This is a genomic window from uncultured Arcticibacterium sp. (assembly GCF_964021845.1).
Taxonomy (GTDB): Bacteria; Bacteroidota; Bacteroidia; order Cytophagales; family Spirosomataceae; genus Arcticibacterium.
Genome location: NZ_CAXHZC010000005.1, coordinates 274,505 through 291,728, shown reverse-complemented (window position 1 = coordinate 291,728; position 17,224 = coordinate 274,505). Strand labels below are relative to the sequence as shown.

Sequence of the window (17,224 nt, the reverse complement as noted above, 5' to 3'; positions counted from 1 at the left end):
CCGATTTTTAAACAAACATCATACTCAAAATTCCCAAAATCATCACCACTTTGGACCAAAAGCTTAACTGAGCAAAATGCTTTTTTCTGTCTGCAAAATAAAGACGATATGCCATATAAAAGAAGGGAATACCCAAAAGAACAAAAGCTATAAGCAGTTTCTTGTTTTGCAGAGCCACTCCCATAGAAATTACAGCAGTAACAAACCAAAACATAAATATAAAAAGCAAATACTTGGTTCTTCTGATTCCCCAAATAATTGGAAGCGTGGTGCTTCCAAACTTCTTATCGCCTCTTATATCCTCTATATCTTTAATTATCTCTCTAATAAGCGTGATTCCAAAAGCAAAAAGAGCGTAAATATTAATGAGTAAATCATTATCTGTGTAGTAAACGGCCATCACCACCAAAGATGCACCTGTAAGCCCAGCCACCATAAAATTACCTATAAATGGTTTTTTCTTAAACACACTGGCATAAACCCAAAGTAAAGTCATGGCCAAAACATTAATTATAAAAACCTTAAAACTGATGGTAAAAGAAATGACGGCAGCCGAAATATTCAAAAATTGATGTGCAAACATCGCATGTCTCCGACGTATAAAACGACCTATCACCACCTCTTCTGGTTTATTAACTTGGTCTATTTTAATATCGAAATAATCATTAATAATATAACCTGCGGCAGCTACCAAAACTGTGCAAAGGGTAATCAGAAATTGTTTTTCATCTAAAACAGCCTCTACTACTCCTTGCCCCTTCCCTACTAAGAAGACTTTAGCGGCATATTGCGTAAGCACAATAATCAGCAGGTTTTTCCAGCGAATAAGCTCAAGAAACTTTAAGACTAGAAGCATTAGATATTGATTTAAAACACGAAATTGATAATTTAATACGACTAACGTGCAATTCTTGGAATTAATTGAATGTCCTCTGACGTTAGTACTGCGTGAATAGATGAAGAACTTATTTATTTAATCGCAAGTTCATTAATCTTCAAGGCTCAAAACAAAAAAAATGAGAATAGGAATAGTTTGCTATCCCACATTTGGTGGAAGTGGTGTGATAGCCACAGAACTAGGAAAACAATTAGCTCAAAACGGGCATCAGGTTCATTTCATGACCTACACCCAACCCATTAGACTAGATTTCTTTAACGAAAATCTTTTTTACCACGAGGTTAACATTTCAGATTATCCTCTTTTTCAATATCCACCTTATGAGTCGGCTCTCGCTAGCAAGATGGTAGATGTGGTTAGGTATGAAAAGTTAGACCTGCTCCATGTACATTACGCCATTCCGCACGCTACATCAGCCTTTTTAGCTAAAGAAATTCTAAAAACACATGGTATCAACATTCCTGTAGTGACTACCCTACACGGTACCGATATTACGGTGGTAGGAAGAGATAGAACCTACAAACCAATGGTTAATTTCAGTATTAATAAATCTGACGGTGTAACAGCTGTTTCCGATTCATTAAAACAAGAAACACTTAGCACTTTTGACATTACAAACGAGATAGAGGTTATCCCGAACTTTGTGGACATGACGCGTTTTCACAAACAGCAGAAAGACCATTTTAAAAAGATAATCTGTCCTGAAGGAGAGAAACTTTTGGTTCACATCTCTAACTTCAGAAAAGTTAAAAGAATAGGTGACATTATAAAAACCTTCGGTATTGTTAAACAAAAAATACCTTCCAAACTACTCCTGATAGGTGATGGACCAGAAAGGGTCAAAATGGAAAAAATGTGCCGAGACATGGAACTATGCGACGACATTAGATTCATAGGGAAACTAGACGCTATTGAAGAAGTACTTTCCGTAGCCGACCTGTTTTTTATGCCTTCTGAAAAAGAGAGCTTCGGACTAGCGGCACTGGAAGCCATGGCTTGCCAAGTACCTATCATCACATCAAATGCAGGTGGTATTCCAGAAGTTAATATTCAGGGAGTAACAGGTTTTATGAGTGAAATTGGCGATATTGATGATATGGCAAAAAATGCGTTATTTGTACTGGCTGACGAAAACCTGGACACTTTTAAGGCAAATGCCTTGGCAAAAGCAAAAGAATTTGATATCAAAAATGTGGTACCACAATACGAAGCATATTATCAAAAGATAATTGACAAAGTAGCCGCAGCCGACTTATAAAACAAAGCAATAAAGTTTAGAAACAGATACCCGTCTATGTTTGCAAATATTCCAGAAACTAATCAAAAGCGAGTTGTAATTGTAGGAGCTGGTTTTGGAGGATTGGCTTTGGCTCAAAAGCTTTGCAAAAAAGACATGCAGGTGGTGCTTATTGACAAGAACAACTACCACCAGTTTCAACCGCTTTTTTATCAAGTAGCCATGGCTGGTTTGGAGCCTAGCTCTATTTCCTTTCCATTAAGAAAGGTTTTCCAAAATCATAGCAATGCACATATAAGAATTACCTCTGTAAATGCTGTTGACACTAACATAAAGCAGCTCAGTACTGACATTGGTGTTATAAATTACGATTACCTGGTGTTAGCCATGGGTGCCGATACCAATTATTATGGCATGGAAAACATTCAAAAGAATGCCATGCCAATGAAATCTATATCGGAAGCTATTTACCTTAGAAACAGAGTGCTTCAAAACTTTGAAGAGGCTCTTTCTGAACCCAAGCGAGAGGAACAAGAGGGAATGATGTCTGTAGTAGTGGTAGGTGGTGGTCCCACAGGTGTGGAGATTTCTGGTACACTAGCAGAAATGCGTAAGATTATCCTTCCAAAGGATTACCCAGAGTTAGATTTTGAAAACATGAAAATCTATCTCTTTCAGTCTTCCAAAGGTGTTTTACCAAGTATGTCAGACCAAGCGGCAGACAAAGGAAAAGACTATCTAGAAGACTTAGGTGTGGAATTAAGGATTGGCGAAAGAATAGTAGATTTTGACGGTAGATATGCAGTCACTAACAAAGGAGCTAAGATTAGAACCAATAATGTGGTTTGGGCGGCAGGAATTAAGAGTAACAAGATTGAAGGCTTGAATGAAACTTCTTATACCAGAAATGGTCGCTTAGAAGTGAATGAAATAAACCAAGTAGCCTCTTATGATGACATTTTTGCCATTGGCGACATAGCCCAAATGACTTCTGATGAGCTTCCTTATGGCCATCCTATGGTAGCTCAACCGGCTATTCAGCAAGGAGAATTACTGGCGGACAATCTTCACCAGTTAATTAAAGGAGAAAAAACCAAGCCATTCAAATACAAAGATTTAGGCTCTATGGCTACAGTCGGAAGACATTTAGCAGTGGTTGACCTTCCATTTTGGCGTTTCCAAGGCACTTTTGCCTGGTATGTATGGATGGTGGTACATTTGTTTTCCATCCTTGGCGTAAAAAACAAAGTATTGATTTTCATAAACTGGGTGTGGAATTATGTAACGTACGACCAATCGCTCCGTTTAATTATAAAGCCAATAATGAAGTTTGGCAAAAAGAACATTTTTAGCAGCACTCAAAAGACTGAATGAAAAGCTTAGCTCATCTTAATAAATATCTTTTAAAATATAAGTGGTACCTTATTTTAGGTACCCTTTTTACGCTTATTTCTAATATTTTTGGTGTGGTGCCAGCACAGGTGGTTCGTCACGCATTAGATTTGGTTAAAGAAAATATCGACATCTATTTTATGTATAGCGGCACGCAAATACAAAATAGCATGTATGACGTTTTCATATATAGCCTAAGTGTATACGGTTTTTTGATTTTAGGCATGGCCATTTTAAAAGGGCTTTTCCTTTTTCTGGTTCGTCAAACGCTGATTGTGATGTCACGTCATATAGAGTACGACATGAAGAACGAGATTTTCCAACACTATCAAACCCTCCCTTTAAGCTTTTACAGGCAGCATTCCACAGGAGATTTAATGACACGCGTGTCTGAAGATGTAGGAAAAGTTAGAATGTACATTGGCCCCTCCATCATGTATTTACTTAACATGGTAACTTTAGTAGTGCTTATTTTGAGCTATATGTTTTCTGTAAACGCTAGGTTAACCTGGTGGGTTCTTCTGCCTATGCCTATACTTTCCATAAGTATTTTCATGGTGAGTAGTAGAGTAAACAAACGCTCTGCTTTAATTCAAAAAAGCCTATCTAAACTTTCAAATTACGTTCAAGAAGCTTTCAGTGGAATAAGAGTTTTGAAAGCCTTTGCTATGGAAAAAAGCTCTTGGGAGCGTTTTAAAGTGGAAAGCAACATGTACCGCGATAAGCAATTAGACCTTACCAAGATAGACGCTATGTTTTTCCCGCTGGTAATGTTCTTGATAGGTTTGAGTACGGTTATCTGTGTTTTTGTGGGTGGGCAGGAAATTATAGCAGGAACTCTTACGCCAGGAAATATTACTGAATTTATCATGTACGTGTTTATGCTTACGTGGCCTTTAATAGCTTTGGGTTGGACCACCAGTCAAATTCAGCAGGCGGCTGCCTCTCAAGAAAGAATCAATGAATACCTAGCGATAAAAAACGATATAGTTTCGGAGAAAAACATTACCGCGGATATTCAAGGAGCCATTTCTTTTGAAAAAGTAAACTTCACATATCCAGATTCTGGCATTCATGCCTTAAAAGACTTTAACCTGAGTATAGCCCCTGGCGAGTCAGTGGCCATTTTAGGAACCACAGGTTCTGGTAAAAGTACTTTGGCTAATTTGCTCCTCCGAATGTATGATACCACCTCTGGTAATATCAACATTGACCATAGAAACATCAAAGACTACAATATTCAAAACCTAAGGTCTCAAATGGGCTATGTGCCTCAAGATGTTTTCTTATTCTCAGATAGCATAGCTAATAATGTAAGGTTTGGTAGTCCCGAAATAGAACACGAAGCCATAGAGCAAGCTGCTAAAGATGCGGATTTGTATCAAAACATTATAGACTTTGAACAAGGTTTTGACACCCAAATAGGCGAAAGAGGTGTTACACTTTCAGGTGGTCAAAAGCAGCGTCTTTCTATAGCAAGAGCCATAGTGAGAGAACCAAAAATATTGATTTTAGATGATTGCCTTTCTGCTGTAGATACCAATACCGAAAATATCATTTTGGGTAATTTGGAAAGAATCATGCAGGACAGAACCTCTATCATCATTTCTCATAGGGTGAGTTCCGCAAAGCTTGCTCAAAACATTATAGTTTTGGACGAAGGGGCTATAGTAGAAGCAGGTTCACACGAAGCACTTTTAGCCAAAAATGGTGTTTATAAAGAACTATACGACAAACAATTAAGCACAGAAGAAGCCTAAAAAACTATGTCAATTGATATTACAAAAGTAAGAGCTGTCATTTTTGATATGGATGGCTTAGTGGTGAATTCAGAACCTTGCTGGCATATTGCTGAGAAAATAGTTTTTGGCAAAGTTGGCTTAAATCTAAGTACCGAACAGTGCATTGAAACTACTGGAAAGCCAGTCAAAGATGTTATTCAATATTGGTACGCCATAAAACCTTGGGAAAATCCTGATTTCATGGCCGTGGAAACTGAACTATTTGCAGAAGCCACCAAAGCCATAAAAGAAACTGCCCCAATAATGCCAGGGGTATTAACTACGCTAGAATGGGCAAAGGCCCGCAATTATAGAATTGGTCTTGCCTCTGCATCTCCAATGGACATGATTAAAATGGTCTTGGAAAAGTTTAATTTAATGGATAAGTACGAGTTTTACCATTCTGCTGAGTTAGAAAAATTCAATAAACCTGACCCAGCCGTTTACTTAACAGTAGCTAAAAACCTTAACACGCCCATAGAACATTGCCTGATATTGGAAGACTCTTTTAATGGTGTAAAAGGTGCTGTGGCGTCAGGAGCACAGGTTATTGCCGTTCCGGCCAAAGAAGAGTTTGAGGAGAGTAAGTTTGACCTTGCCAACCTTAAAATCACTTCTTTAGAGGAAATTCCTGATTTGTTTCAGGCATAAAAAAAACAGGCAACCCAGAAGGCTGCCCGTTTAACATTTACTCAAAACTATTACTCAATTCTTTTCGTCTGAATTATCTTCTGTAATTCACTCCTCTGCTATATCTATTATTCCTGTCTACGTTGGCCACATCTCTGTCACGTATCTCTCTTCTTATCATTTTATTCAAAGAATCAATATCCCTTTTAAGCTCATTGCTCTCACGCCCTGTCAATCTGCCATTTCTTAGAAATCTATTTTCTTTTGCTTCTATTCTTTCCGCTACTTCTAAAAGCCTTTTAGCTTCATTAGAATTAATGGTACCTGCCACTATTCCTTGTGCTATACTTTCGCGGGCTTGCCTCTGAAAAGAATTTATCTCGCGGGCATTGCTTTTATTATTCTTGCCATAATTCTTTGAATACTTGGTACTCGCAAGAACATCTCCTCCTCGGTTATTCCTGTTTTGATATTGTGCCATACTAGTACTTACTATCATGGTCATTACGGCGATTAGTGTTATTAGCTTTTTCATAATTGTAATTGTTAAAATTGAAATATATGCCTCTTAGATGCCCCCTGGCTAGGAAGGTTTGCTTTGTCTATTGTTAACGATTGTTAATGAAACCGCCGTTAAATAAAATATCAGTTTTTATACAACATCTCACCACCCTCCCTGCGTTATATGCATGTAATTCCAACACAGATTATACATGGGTTAAAAACCTAGCTATATAAAATCTTAAAATAGTGGTTTATTTTAGGGGTTAGACAAGAGCTTCCGAAACTTCGGAAGCTTTTTCTTTTTTATAGCTGGGCAAACTTCCTCTTCACATACCTATCCTTGTCAATTTCTTTGCTAATTTTAAAACTACGATACCCTATTATAAAATTTAAGCATGAAAAACATCCTATTCCTTACCTTTCTCTTATATCATTTCGCTGCCCACTCCCAAGAAGTAATTCCGCTTTACTCTGGTGAAACACCAAACAGCAAGCCCTACAAAATGCAAGAGGAGAAAAGAGAAAAAGACGGCCTCTTAGTGGGGTATTGGAAAGTTTCTCAACCTACATTAGAGGTTTATAGCCCCAAAAAATCAAACAACAAAAAAGCTGCTGTAATCATTTGCCCAGGAGGAGGCTATGCAATGGAAAGCTATAGGAAAGAAGGAACAGAAATAGCCAAAGAGTTTAATAGAAAGGGCATAACTGCCTTTATTTTAAAATATAGACTACCGAGCGACTCTATAATGCATGATACTTCTATAGGACCTTTGCAGGATGCCCAACAAGCTATAAAAACAGTAAGAGAGCGTGCCGCTGAATGGAACATTGCCCCAAACAACATTGGTATCATGGGTTTCTCTGCCGGTGGGCATTTAGCCTCAACGGCAGGCACTCACTTCAATAAGTCATACATTCCCAATCCAAATAATACTTCTCTTCGCCCTGACTTCATGATACTAATTTACCCTGTAATAAGCATGCAAAATGGTTTAGCACATGGCGGCTCTAAAAGGCTATTATTAGGGGAAAAACCTAGTCAAGAAAAGCTAGACCTATTTTCAAACGACCAACAAATAAACGAAAACACCCCTCCTACTTGGCTAACTCATACTGGAGACGACACCCTAGTGCCGGTAGCTAACAGTCTACGTTTTTATGAAAACTTAGTGAAGCATCAAATACCTGCCGAAATGCACCTTTTCCCTAAGGGAGATCATGGTTTTGTCTTGTCAATTCCTCCGTCGGAGTGGATGCAACCATTATTTCAATGGATGCAAAAAAGTGAGTACATCACTAAATAATGTGAGTTTTAAATTAAAAAGTTTAGTTAAACCTACCTCAGCGGGTTATAATATTAATAAGGACCTGTGCGTAAACCAGTCCAAATGTAAGGTTCCGCAGCTAAGCTTTTTAGTGGCATTTCAGCCATTAAAAGCCAAAATTGTTACAAAAAAATCAAATAGCAGACCAATAAACAGCGACGTTTGTAAACGCTAATATCAAACCCGAATTAAACATAATTTCATGAAAAAATACATCGGTTATTCTCTCCTTCTTCTCAGTATCATTATCGCTTCATGCGAACCTATTAAGAGAACGGGCGACTTTAAAATTCTGCCTTTACCACAAGAATTCGAAATTAAGGGAGTAAGTGCTCTAGCCCATAATAGTCTTAAAAATATTTACGCTTTAGATGCTGTTAAAATGCCGATAGTCAGCAATGTTTTAAGTGACCTAGTTTCTACTCCAAATAAAGCCGAAGCTCAAATCACCTATGCTATTGACAATACTTTAGACCTAAGTGAAGACGGTTATCAATTAGATATTTCAGAGAATCAAATTGAAATAAAAGCCAAAGATGAAGCAGGACTGTTTTATGCTTTTAAAACCTTAGAGCAGTTGCTAATTGACGCCAAAGACCAGAAGGTTAACCTTCCTATATGCACCATTAAAGACTATCCGGTACTTTCATACCGTGCAGTGCATTTAGACATGAAGCATCATAGAGAAACACTTGACTATTACTATGCGATAATTGACAAATTAGCCGCCTATAAAGTCAATGCGATAATTGCGGAAGTTGAAGACAAACTTGAATATAAAAGCCAACCAACTGTTTCTTCGGCAGATGCCCTTTCTGTAGAAGAGTGGCAAGCTTTAAGCAAATATGCATCTGAAAGACACATTAAAATAAGCCCTTTGATTCAAGGACTTGGCCATGCTTCTTTCATATTAAAACATGAGAAGTATAAGCATCTACGTGACGACCCAGAAAACGACTGGGCATTTAATCCATTAGACCCTAAAACGTACGACCTACAGTTTGACCTTTATAGAGACGCTTTGGCAGCTTTACCAGATGGCAAATACCTGCACATTGGTGGCGATGAAGTACATACAACAGGTAGAAACAGCGGAAAAACATCTTTAGACCTTCAGCTCATGTGGCTGGAAAAGGTTTGCAAATTTGCCGAAGAAAATAACCGAATTCCTATTTTTTGGGATGACATGCCACTTAAAGACTCCGGTGTTTATGATTCAATGTTTGACTCAGACCTAAGCCAAGAAGAGATAGATAAAATCTGGGCTGAAAATGAACACAAACTGGCTGCCTTTGTAGATAAACTTCCTAAAAACTGCATTTATATGCGATGGAACTACAGTAACTCTGACGCTCTGGGTAATAGCAAGGCCATGAAATGGTTTATTGACCATGATTTACAAGTAATGGGAGCCACCGCAGGACAAACTAGATGGGTGCTTATGCCACAGCAAGAAAGTAACATGAATAATATCAGGTCATTTGTTAATGCTTCTATTGACAACAATCTTAACAGAATCCTATTAACACTTTGGGACGATGATTCCCCACATTTTGAACTGTATATGCGTGGCATTCTTGCTTTTGCAGAATACTCTTGGGCAGGTGATAAAAGAACTATAGAGGAAATAAAAACTACCCACAGGCAGCGTGAGTTTTCGCATGAATTAAGTGCTCCTAAATATGCTTTTATTGACGATTTAGAAATTCAAGTAGGGCTTTGGAAAAACATTCTGTTGAAAGGAAATAAAAGGAATTACCTCAAAAAAATGGAGAACCCGCTAGAGGAAGGCGTCATTTCTTTACCAGACTTAAAAAACAAGGGTGCTTGGACTTCTGAAAACGAGGAAAGGCTTGACAAAGCAGAAGAAATACTGATAAGTTATGAGCAAGTGGCAGACCAAATAGATGAAATGAAATCAATGACCACCAGAAACCTTTATACGCTTGAGGTATATGAGCAAGTTAATGAACTAACCGCTTACCCCGCAAAAGTGTTAATGGCCTTTAAAGAGCTTGACAATAGTAATAACGAAGCAGGAAGTTTGAGTAAGGTCAAAAACCTTGAAGAAGAGTTTAACAAAGTCCGAAACGAACTGGAAGCCGTTTACAGCAAAACCAGAAACTTAAACAAGCCCGCCGACTATATTTTAGACCAAGACCATCATGCACATTTGGCTAATCAAAGCATCAATTTTGATTGGCAATTTTACGCTGAAATGCTACTGTTTGATAAAATTTCACAAACGTACTAGGCTAAAATGAAAACTATTAAAACTTCGTTTCTAATACTACTAGTAAGTTTTTCTATGATTAGCTGCCAAGATAAAAGGCCAAATGTCATTATCAGTACGGATATTGGCGGCAGCGACCCTGACGACTATCAGTCTATGGTTCACCTTTTTATGTATGCCGACCGGCTAAACTTAAAAGGGCTCATAAGTTCGCCACCGTATGAAGGCAGAAAAGAGCACATTGATGAAGTGATAGAGGCTTATGCCCATGACTATGAAAAACTACTCATGCATAATGACGATTTCCCTATGCCTGAGTACCTATATAGCATCACCAAACAAGGATCTACAGAAGTTCAACTTACTACGGAGCCAGAAAACTTAAGTGAAGGAGCACAGCTAATTATTAGCCAAGCCAAAGAACTTTCTAACGAGCCACTTTATATACTGGCATGGGGCTCTTTAACAGATGTGGCACAGGCCGTTCATGCTAGTCCTGACATAAAGAAAAATATTCGAATTTACTCTATTGGTTCATGGAATACAGTGCAGGACACTAGTTCACGAAATTACCTCTATAATGCACATCCAGATTTATGGTGGATAGAAAACAACACCACTTTTAGAGGTATGTATATGGGTGGATTTAAAGAAGATGATTACTCAAACGTTTCATTTCCGAAAACTCATTTAAAAGACCACGGAGCATTAGGGAATTTGTTTTGGCAAAAAAAGGAAGATATAAAAATGGGTGATACACCTTCTTTACTTTATCTACTAAACGGAGACCCAAATAATCCTGAATCTGAAAGTTGGGGTGGTGCTTTTGTCCCTACAGACCATGGTGCCAATTTTTGGACCGACAACCCTGTAGATTCTCTTTATGAGAACGATAAAGCTGGAGCTAAAACTGTAAATAAATTTAGAAAACAATTCCTAGACGACTGGGCAATAAGAATGTCTTGGATTGAAAATTAAACCATTCGGAACCCTATTATGAAACTATTGAAATTTGGTCTACTGTTTTTGTTATTTTCCTGTAACAGAGAGGTAATACAAGAAAGTAAAAACGAAAAACTTTGGTTTGAGTATCCTGGTCAATACTGGAACAGCCAAGCCATGCATCTTGGAAATGGATATTTTGGAGCAAGTTTTTTAGGTGGAGTAGACGAAGAAATAATTGCCATTACAGACGCCAGCATGTGGACAGGAGCTCCCGCAAATGGCGAATGGGAAAAAGCAGGCGTGAATCCAAAAGCTAAAGCTAGTATTCCTAAAATTAGAGAAGCTGTGGTAAATGGCGACATACCAAAGGCCGATAAACTAATGATGGAAGAGTTTATGGGAGATACCAAAATGTATGGCTTTTTCACAAGTATTGGCGAGTTAAAAATAGAGTTCCCAAACGATACCAAAGAATATAGCAGCTACAAAAGAGAGCTAAACTTAGCCAAATCATTAGGTACGGTAACTTATCAAAAAGCAGAAACTAAATACGATAGGGAGTACTTCTGCTCCTACCCTGACAAAGTTTTAGTACTTAAATACACTGCCAACAAAGAAAACAGCATTGACCTAAACTTAGGCAGTAGCATCATTCAAAAAACGTCTTCTGTTGACATAAAAGACAATGTATTTGAAATTAAAGGTTTTATTAATGGCAACGAACGCCCTTTCAATGTATTAATTGAAGTTAAAAATGACGGTGGCGTATTAGGCAAAGAAGGAGACAAACTTACCCTAAGAGGTGCCAATTCTGTGGAGCTTTATGTTACCATGAGTACCAACTATAAAATGGAATACCCGAGGTACATTGGCGAAGCTCCTGAATCAAAAAATAGAGCGGTTTTAGATAAGGCCATTGCTAAAGGTTATACAGCTTTAAAAACAGACCATATTAAAGATTATCAGAGCCTTTATAAGCGAGTAAACCTAGCTTTAGAAACTAATCCAGAATTAGATAAACTACCGACCAATGAGCGTTTTGAGAAATTAAAAGCCAGTGGTAAAGACGTTGGTTACAAACAAATGGCCTTTAATTTAGGCCGATATATGTTAATAAGTTCTTCTAGGCCGGGGACACTCCCTGCTAATCTACAAGGCGTTTGGAATGCTTTTGATTTTGCTCCATGGGCAGGAAATTACCAAAGTAACATAAACGTGCAGGAAATTTACTGGTCTAGCGGACCTTTAGACTTATTAGAATGTCAGCAGCCTTATATTGACTGGATTGAAAACCTAAGTATTTCAGGAAAAGAAATAGCTAATCGCGTTTACGGAACAGATGGCTGGGTGAGCCATAGTATAGGGAACATTTGGGGCCATGCTGCTCCTATTGGAGGCATTAGGTGGGGCATGTATCCTATGGGCGGCGTGTGGCACTGTCAGCATGTATGGGAGCAATACTCCTTTAGTCAAGACCAAGCTTATTTAAAAAACCAGGCATATCCCCTACTAAAAGGACAAGCCACTTTTTGGCTTCAAAACATGGTGCCTTATAAAGGTTACAACATTACCAGCCCAGCAGTTTCGGCAGAACATGGAGCCTTAATGACCAAAGATGGCCTAAATCCTGCCTTTCATGATTTTGAAAGTGAAGACTATCAGTACAACCTACCCGGTGTTTATCAAGATATGGAAATGCTTTGGGATTTGTTTACCAATACCGCTGAAGCGGCCAAAATCTTAAACGAAAATGCTTTTGCAGATTCGCTTTTAGCAGCTAGAGAAAAGCTACTTCCCTTAAAAATAGGAAAACACGGACAGCTGCAAGAGTGGTATCAAGATATTGACAATCCTGAAACACATCATAGGCACATAGCTCACTTATATGCAGTGGCACCCGGAAAACAAATACACCCTACGCTGAACCCAGAATTTGCGAAAGCCGCTAAAAAATCTTTAGACATGCGTGGAGATGGCAGGTATATGGAGCAAGAAGATGCCTCTGGAGGAAACTGGGCAAGAGCTCACAGAATGTGGGCTTGGACAAGGCTTATGGATGGCGAGCGAGCTTCAAAAATCATGAATGAGATGCTCACAGAAGAGGGTTTTGAAAACGGACTTACTTACCAACATGCTCCTTACAGCGGCCAAGGCGGACCAGAAATGCATACAGAAGAAGATGGCATGCATTGTAATTGGCAACTAGATGGTTCTGCCGCACTGCCCGGCTGTATAGCAGAAATGATAGTGCAAAGTCATTTGAATGAAATTCACCTATTGCCAGCACTCCCTGAAGAGTTTAAAACAGGAAAAATTAGTGGCGTCAAAGCCAGAGGTGACTATACTTTAGATATCGTTTGGGAAGATGGAGCCTTGGTTAAAGCTACCATTACTAGCAAAAATGGTTTAAAACCTGTGGTAAGATTAAAAGACCAACTTATTGATATAGATAAAGACAGCAGAATTAGTTTTGTCAATTGAGGCTATATCTATGAGAATATAATTATTCGGAACATTCAACATATTTAGTTTTATCAGCCTTTGTAAAGGCATACTTCGGAATAGTATGCTCATAATAAAGAATAAGGCCATTTCGCTTTTCAGCTTGTTCTAAATCTCTCACACATATTTCATCTATATAGCTGCCTTCAGTATGTAATTCAGTCAAATTCTTTGCATCAGAAACATCTAGATGTTTCAAATAAGTATTACCCGTGCAGTACACGCGTTGAAGGCTTGTGCAATTTTCAAAATTCATTGAATTGATATGAAGATTATCTGAGAAATTCACTTCTCTAAGCCACGACGACCTATTTATACAGGCAAAATCTATCTCTTTAATCCGTGAACCTCCAATGTGTAAATAGTTTAGAGAAGGTGTTTTTGGAAGGCTAATCTGTCTTAGGTCACGAGAATCTGATATCGACAAATAGTTCAAATGTTCCAAATCTTTTAAGTCAAGCGAATCTACTTTCCATGATTGAAATGTTAATTCCTGTAAACCAGGGATGTTTAGAACCACATTTCCGCTATTTTCATAACCTCCCCTAAGATGAAGTTTTTCTAGGCCTGTAAACTGCTCTAAATCTTGCCACCCAATTTCAAAATTAGAACTCAAATAGCTTAAATGTCTAAAATGAGCTCTATCGGCCTGCATATCCTCTGATAGAAAACTTTGATAATTCAAACTGTCTATACTTAGTATTTCTAGTTCTAAAATTCTCCCATTAACCATCCCATCTGAATCAAGTCCCTCGTCTACAAGATATTTCTCGAAATCAACATTCTTAATAGTTACAAAGGGACCAATATCTTTTTCCTTGCAAGATGTAAGAACAAGGGATACTCCGAAAATCAAGTATATTAATGTGCTATTTTTCATTTTGAGATGTAGATTTTAGCACCATAAATGGACTCCTAAAGTATAGTGAACAGTGCTTTTGAACTTAAAAATAAGGCTTTGCTAAAAAAAAAACTAGCACGAAGCCAAACTAAAAAAAAATCATTCAAAAGCACCATTGAAAAATAACCTAAACAGCCCCCACGCCAAGCCTATTCAATACCGTAAAATGACTCTTCAACGCTCCATAAAACGTTTTGTGGTGATTATAAGGTACATCATATTCTAATGCGGTAGCTTTCACAATTTTTGAAATGTCTTTGTAGTGGACATGGCAAATGTTAGGAAACAAATGATGTTCTATTTGATAATTCAGTCCGCCAATAAACCATGAGAAGAGCGTACTTCCATTGGCAAAATTGGCTGTGGTTCGCATTTGATGAATAGCAAAACTGTTTTCCAAGTTTCCTGAATCATCCGGAATAAAGAAATCTGTTTCTTCCAACACATGTGCACATTGAAAAATCAAAGCTAACACTTGACCACAAATGGCATGCATTAGTAAAAATCCTAATAACGTTTGCCACCATACTATACTTGATAGGGCTATTGGCAACACAATGAAAATTATAAGATAAAGGGATTTTGCAAAAAATATCTCTAAAGCCGCTCTTCTTACTGAAATCCCTTGCTCTTGTACTAAATTCTCTTTGCCGTATTTGATGGTTTGCTCTATATCTTTTCCCAAGAACCAGTAAAGCGATAGTAAACTATATAAGAATGGAGCATAGAAAATCTGAAACTTATGGAAATCAAGGTGTTTTTGGTGCGGCGACAGCCTTAAGGAATTGTTTTTTGAGATATCATCATCAAAACCTTGAATATTTGTAAAAGTATGATGAAGCACATTATGCTGAATTTTCCAGTTTACGTGATATCCACCCACAAAATTTATAATAAGCCCAACAAAACTATTGACATTTTTATTTTTAGAATACGAACCATGGTTAGCATCATGCATCACCGCCAATCCTATGCCCGACATTCCAAAACCCATCAAAGCCCAAAGCCCCATATTAGCAGCCATTGAAGGCACCATACCACTTAATATAAAGCCATAAGGGATAAAGTACAGGCCACACATAAAGATGGTTTTAAAAACCATACCCGCATTTCCATGCTTAGAAATATTATTGGTTTTAAAGTGAGAGTTGACTCTTTTTACTACTTCTCTGAAAAATTCGGGCTTACTTCGGATGTTAAATTTCACTCCTTCTCCTCTCATTCTTGTTCTTTAGTTTGTTATGAAGTTTACAAAGTAGGCAATAAGAAAGATAGTCTACCCCCTTTGGGCTTTTATAATTGTTAATGTTTCAAAAGAAAAACTGGGATATTCAGCCAAAAACCGAATTCTATTACATAAAGCCTTGTCATTACATCAGAAAAATAAGCTGGTAAGACTACCAAAAATGGATAGCTTTGTAGCATGAAAAAAGAGCAGCAAGAAATCATTGACAAATTAGGCATTGAAAAGCTTAATGAAATGCAGATTGAAACCCAAAAGGCTATTAAAAGCCATAATGAAGTGGTGCTGCTATCTCCTACTGGTTCTGGTAAAACTTTGGCTTTTTTGCTGCCCTTAATTGCTAACCTAGACCCAGAATCTGAAGAAATTCAAGCTCTAATTTTAGTACCCTCAAGAGAACTTGCTATTCAAATAGAGCAAGTAACTAGAGAAATGGGTAGTGGTTATAAAATCAACGCCGTTTATGGTGGACGCTCAGGCTCAAAAGATAAAATGGAGTTAAAGCACACGCCTGCCATATTAATAGGTACGCCAGGCCGAGTAGCCGACCATATCAGACGAGAGAATATTTCTACCGAATTTATCAAAACGCTAGTCTTAGACGAGTTTGACAAATCGCTGGAAACCGGTTTTGAAAAAGAGATGATGGAGATTGTGGAAGCTCTACCTTTTTTAGACAAAAAAATATTAACCTCCGCTACCCAAAAAGCACAAATACCGGCCTTTTTAAAACTACAAGAGCCTAAGGAAATTAACTTTTTAGATGAAGTACAGAGTAAGCTAAAGCTTCAATTGGTAAACTCACCTACTAAAAATAAACTGGAAGCCCTTGCCAATCTTATAGCTCATGTAGGAAATGCAAATGGTATTATATTTTGTAACCTAAAAGACACCATTGGAAGTGTGAGCACCTTTCTGGAAAGAAAACGTATTAACCATGAATGCTTTTTTGGTGGAATGGAACAGATAGACCGTGAAAGGGCCTTGATAAAATTTAGAAATGGGTCAAGTAAAATCTTAGTCGCTACAGACTTAGCTGCTAGGGGAATAGATGTACCAGCTTTGGATTATATTATTCATTACCAGCTTCCGCCAAGAGAAGATGAATTTACACACCGAAACGGAAGAACCGCACGTATGCAAAGTGAAGGGACAGCCTATGTTTTAAGAGGAAAAGACGAAAGCCTACCACAGTTTATTCAGGGCATAAAAGAACTGAAATTGGAGAGCATCGAGCAAGAAATAGATCAAGAAGAATGGACTACGCTTTTTGTGTCTGGTGGTAGAAAAGATAAAATCTCTAAAGGCGACATAGCCGGACTATTTTTCAAACAAGGAAAACTTGAAAGAGATGAACTAGGCAATATTGAATTAAAACAAGATTGTGCTTTTGTGGCAGTGCCTACGGCCAAAGCTCATAAACTTATAGCTTCTCTAAATAATACAAAACTAAAAACCAAGAAAGTGCGAATTAGTGAATTGAAATAGGAAATATTTTAAGCATTTTAAATACAGCCTAAATAATGAGCTTCACTAATATATTTTTGTTTTTTTTATAGAGTCTCTCCTTTTACAACTACAATCAACCAACAGAAAACTCCTTCTATATCAAGGGTTTACTGCATATTTTTTA

13 protein-coding genes are annotated in these 17,224 nt (G+C 37.7%); 9 read left to right on the top strand and 4 right to left on the bottom strand.

What is annotated here, in order from left to right:
• Positions 1-7: 7 nt before the first annotated feature.
• Positions 8-856: a geranylgeranylglycerol-phosphate geranylgeranyltransferase gene (locus AADJ06_RS15715; RefSeq protein WP_341227433.1), complete on the bottom strand. Its 849-nt coding sequence runs from the start codon at positions 854-856 to the stop codon at positions 8-10.
• A 160-nt stretch (positions 857-1,016) separates the two neighbouring features.
• Here AADJ06_RS15715 and bshA point away from each other — a divergent pair, with 160 nt between their 5' ends.
• Genes bshA through hxpB form a run of 4 tightly spaced genes read left to right on the top strand, consistent with a single transcriptional unit; the run spans position 1,017 to position 5,959 of the window.
• On the top strand, positions 1,017-2,156 hold the full coding sequence (gene bshA / locus AADJ06_RS15710) for an N-acetyl-alpha-D-glucosaminyl L-malate synthase BshA (RefSeq protein WP_341227432.1): 1,140 nt from the start codon (positions 1,017-1,019) through the stop codon (positions 2,154-2,156).
• Positions 2,157-2,192: 36 nt separating this feature from the next.
• Entirely contained in the window at positions 2,193-3,509 is a 1,317-nt protein-coding gene (locus tag AADJ06_RS15705; RefSeq protein WP_341227431.1) for an NAD(P)/FAD-dependent oxidoreductase, read from the top strand.
• A complete protein-coding gene (locus tag AADJ06_RS15700; protein ID WP_341227430.1) occupies positions 3,506-5,287 on the top strand; it encodes an ABC transporter ATP-binding protein in 1,782 nt (593 codons plus the stop codon). Before AADJ06_RS15705 ends, AADJ06_RS15700 begins: the two co-directional genes overlap by 4 nt.
• Before the next feature lie 6 nt (positions 5,288-5,293).
• A complete protein-coding gene (gene hxpB, locus AADJ06_RS15695; RefSeq protein ID WP_341227429.1) occupies positions 5,294-5,959 on the top strand; it encodes a hexitol phosphatase HxpB in 666 nt (221 codons plus the stop codon).
• 73 nt (positions 5,960-6,032) lie between these two features.
• On the opposite strand, the gene AADJ06_RS15690 is transcribed toward hxpB, so the two are convergent.
• On the bottom strand, positions 6,033-6,473 hold the full coding sequence (locus AADJ06_RS15690) for a hypothetical protein (protein ID WP_341227428.1): 441 nt from the start codon (positions 6,471-6,473) through the stop codon (positions 6,033-6,035).
• A gap of 364 nt (positions 6,474-6,837) precedes the next feature.
• On the opposite strand from AADJ06_RS15690, the gene AADJ06_RS15685 reads away from it, so the two are divergent.
• From AADJ06_RS15685 to AADJ06_RS15670, 4 genes are all read left to right on the top strand, one after another.
• Positions 6,838-7,746, top strand: coding sequence for an alpha/beta hydrolase (locus tag AADJ06_RS15685; protein ID WP_341227427.1), 909 nt, complete (start codon positions 6,838-6,840; stop codon positions 7,744-7,746).
• Between the two features lie 223 nt (positions 7,747-7,969).
• On the top strand, positions 7,970-10,021 hold the full coding sequence (locus AADJ06_RS15680) for a glycoside hydrolase family 20 zincin-like fold domain-containing protein (RefSeq protein ID WP_341227426.1): 2,052 nt from the start codon (positions 7,970-7,972) through the stop codon (positions 10,019-10,021).
• Between the two features lie 6 nt (positions 10,022-10,027).
• A complete protein-coding gene (locus AADJ06_RS15675) occupies positions 10,028-10,978 on the top strand; it encodes a DUF1593 domain-containing protein (protein ID WP_341227425.1) in 951 nt (316 codons plus the stop codon).
• 18 nt (positions 10,979-10,996) lie between these two features.
• Positions 10,997-13,426, top strand: coding sequence for a glycoside hydrolase family 95 protein (locus tag AADJ06_RS15670; protein ID WP_341227424.1), 2,430 nt, complete (start codon positions 10,997-10,999; stop codon positions 13,424-13,426).
• A 22-nt stretch (positions 13,427-13,448) separates the two neighbouring features.
• Here AADJ06_RS15670 and AADJ06_RS15665 read toward each other — a convergent pair whose 3' ends face one another.
• The gene (locus AADJ06_RS15665) at positions 13,449-14,327 is read right to left on the bottom strand and encodes a hypothetical protein (RefSeq protein WP_341227423.1); all 879 of its coding nucleotides are present in this window, start codon (positions 14,325-14,327) and stop codon (positions 13,449-13,451) included.
• A 148-nt stretch (positions 14,328-14,475) separates the two neighbouring features.
• Positions 14,476-15,570 carry an acyl-CoA desaturase gene (locus AADJ06_RS15660; RefSeq protein WP_341227422.1) on the bottom strand — a complete coding sequence of 365 codons (1,095 nt, stop codon included), beginning with the start codon at positions 15,568-15,570 and terminating at the stop codon, positions 14,476-14,478.
• Between the two features lie 201 nt (positions 15,571-15,771).
• Between AADJ06_RS15660 and AADJ06_RS15655 the strand changes: the two genes are divergently transcribed.
• Entirely contained in the window at positions 15,772-17,079 is a 1,308-nt protein-coding gene (locus AADJ06_RS15655) for a DEAD/DEAH box helicase (protein WP_341227421.1), read from the top strand.
• The last annotated feature ends 145 nt before the right edge of the window (positions 17,080-17,224 follow it).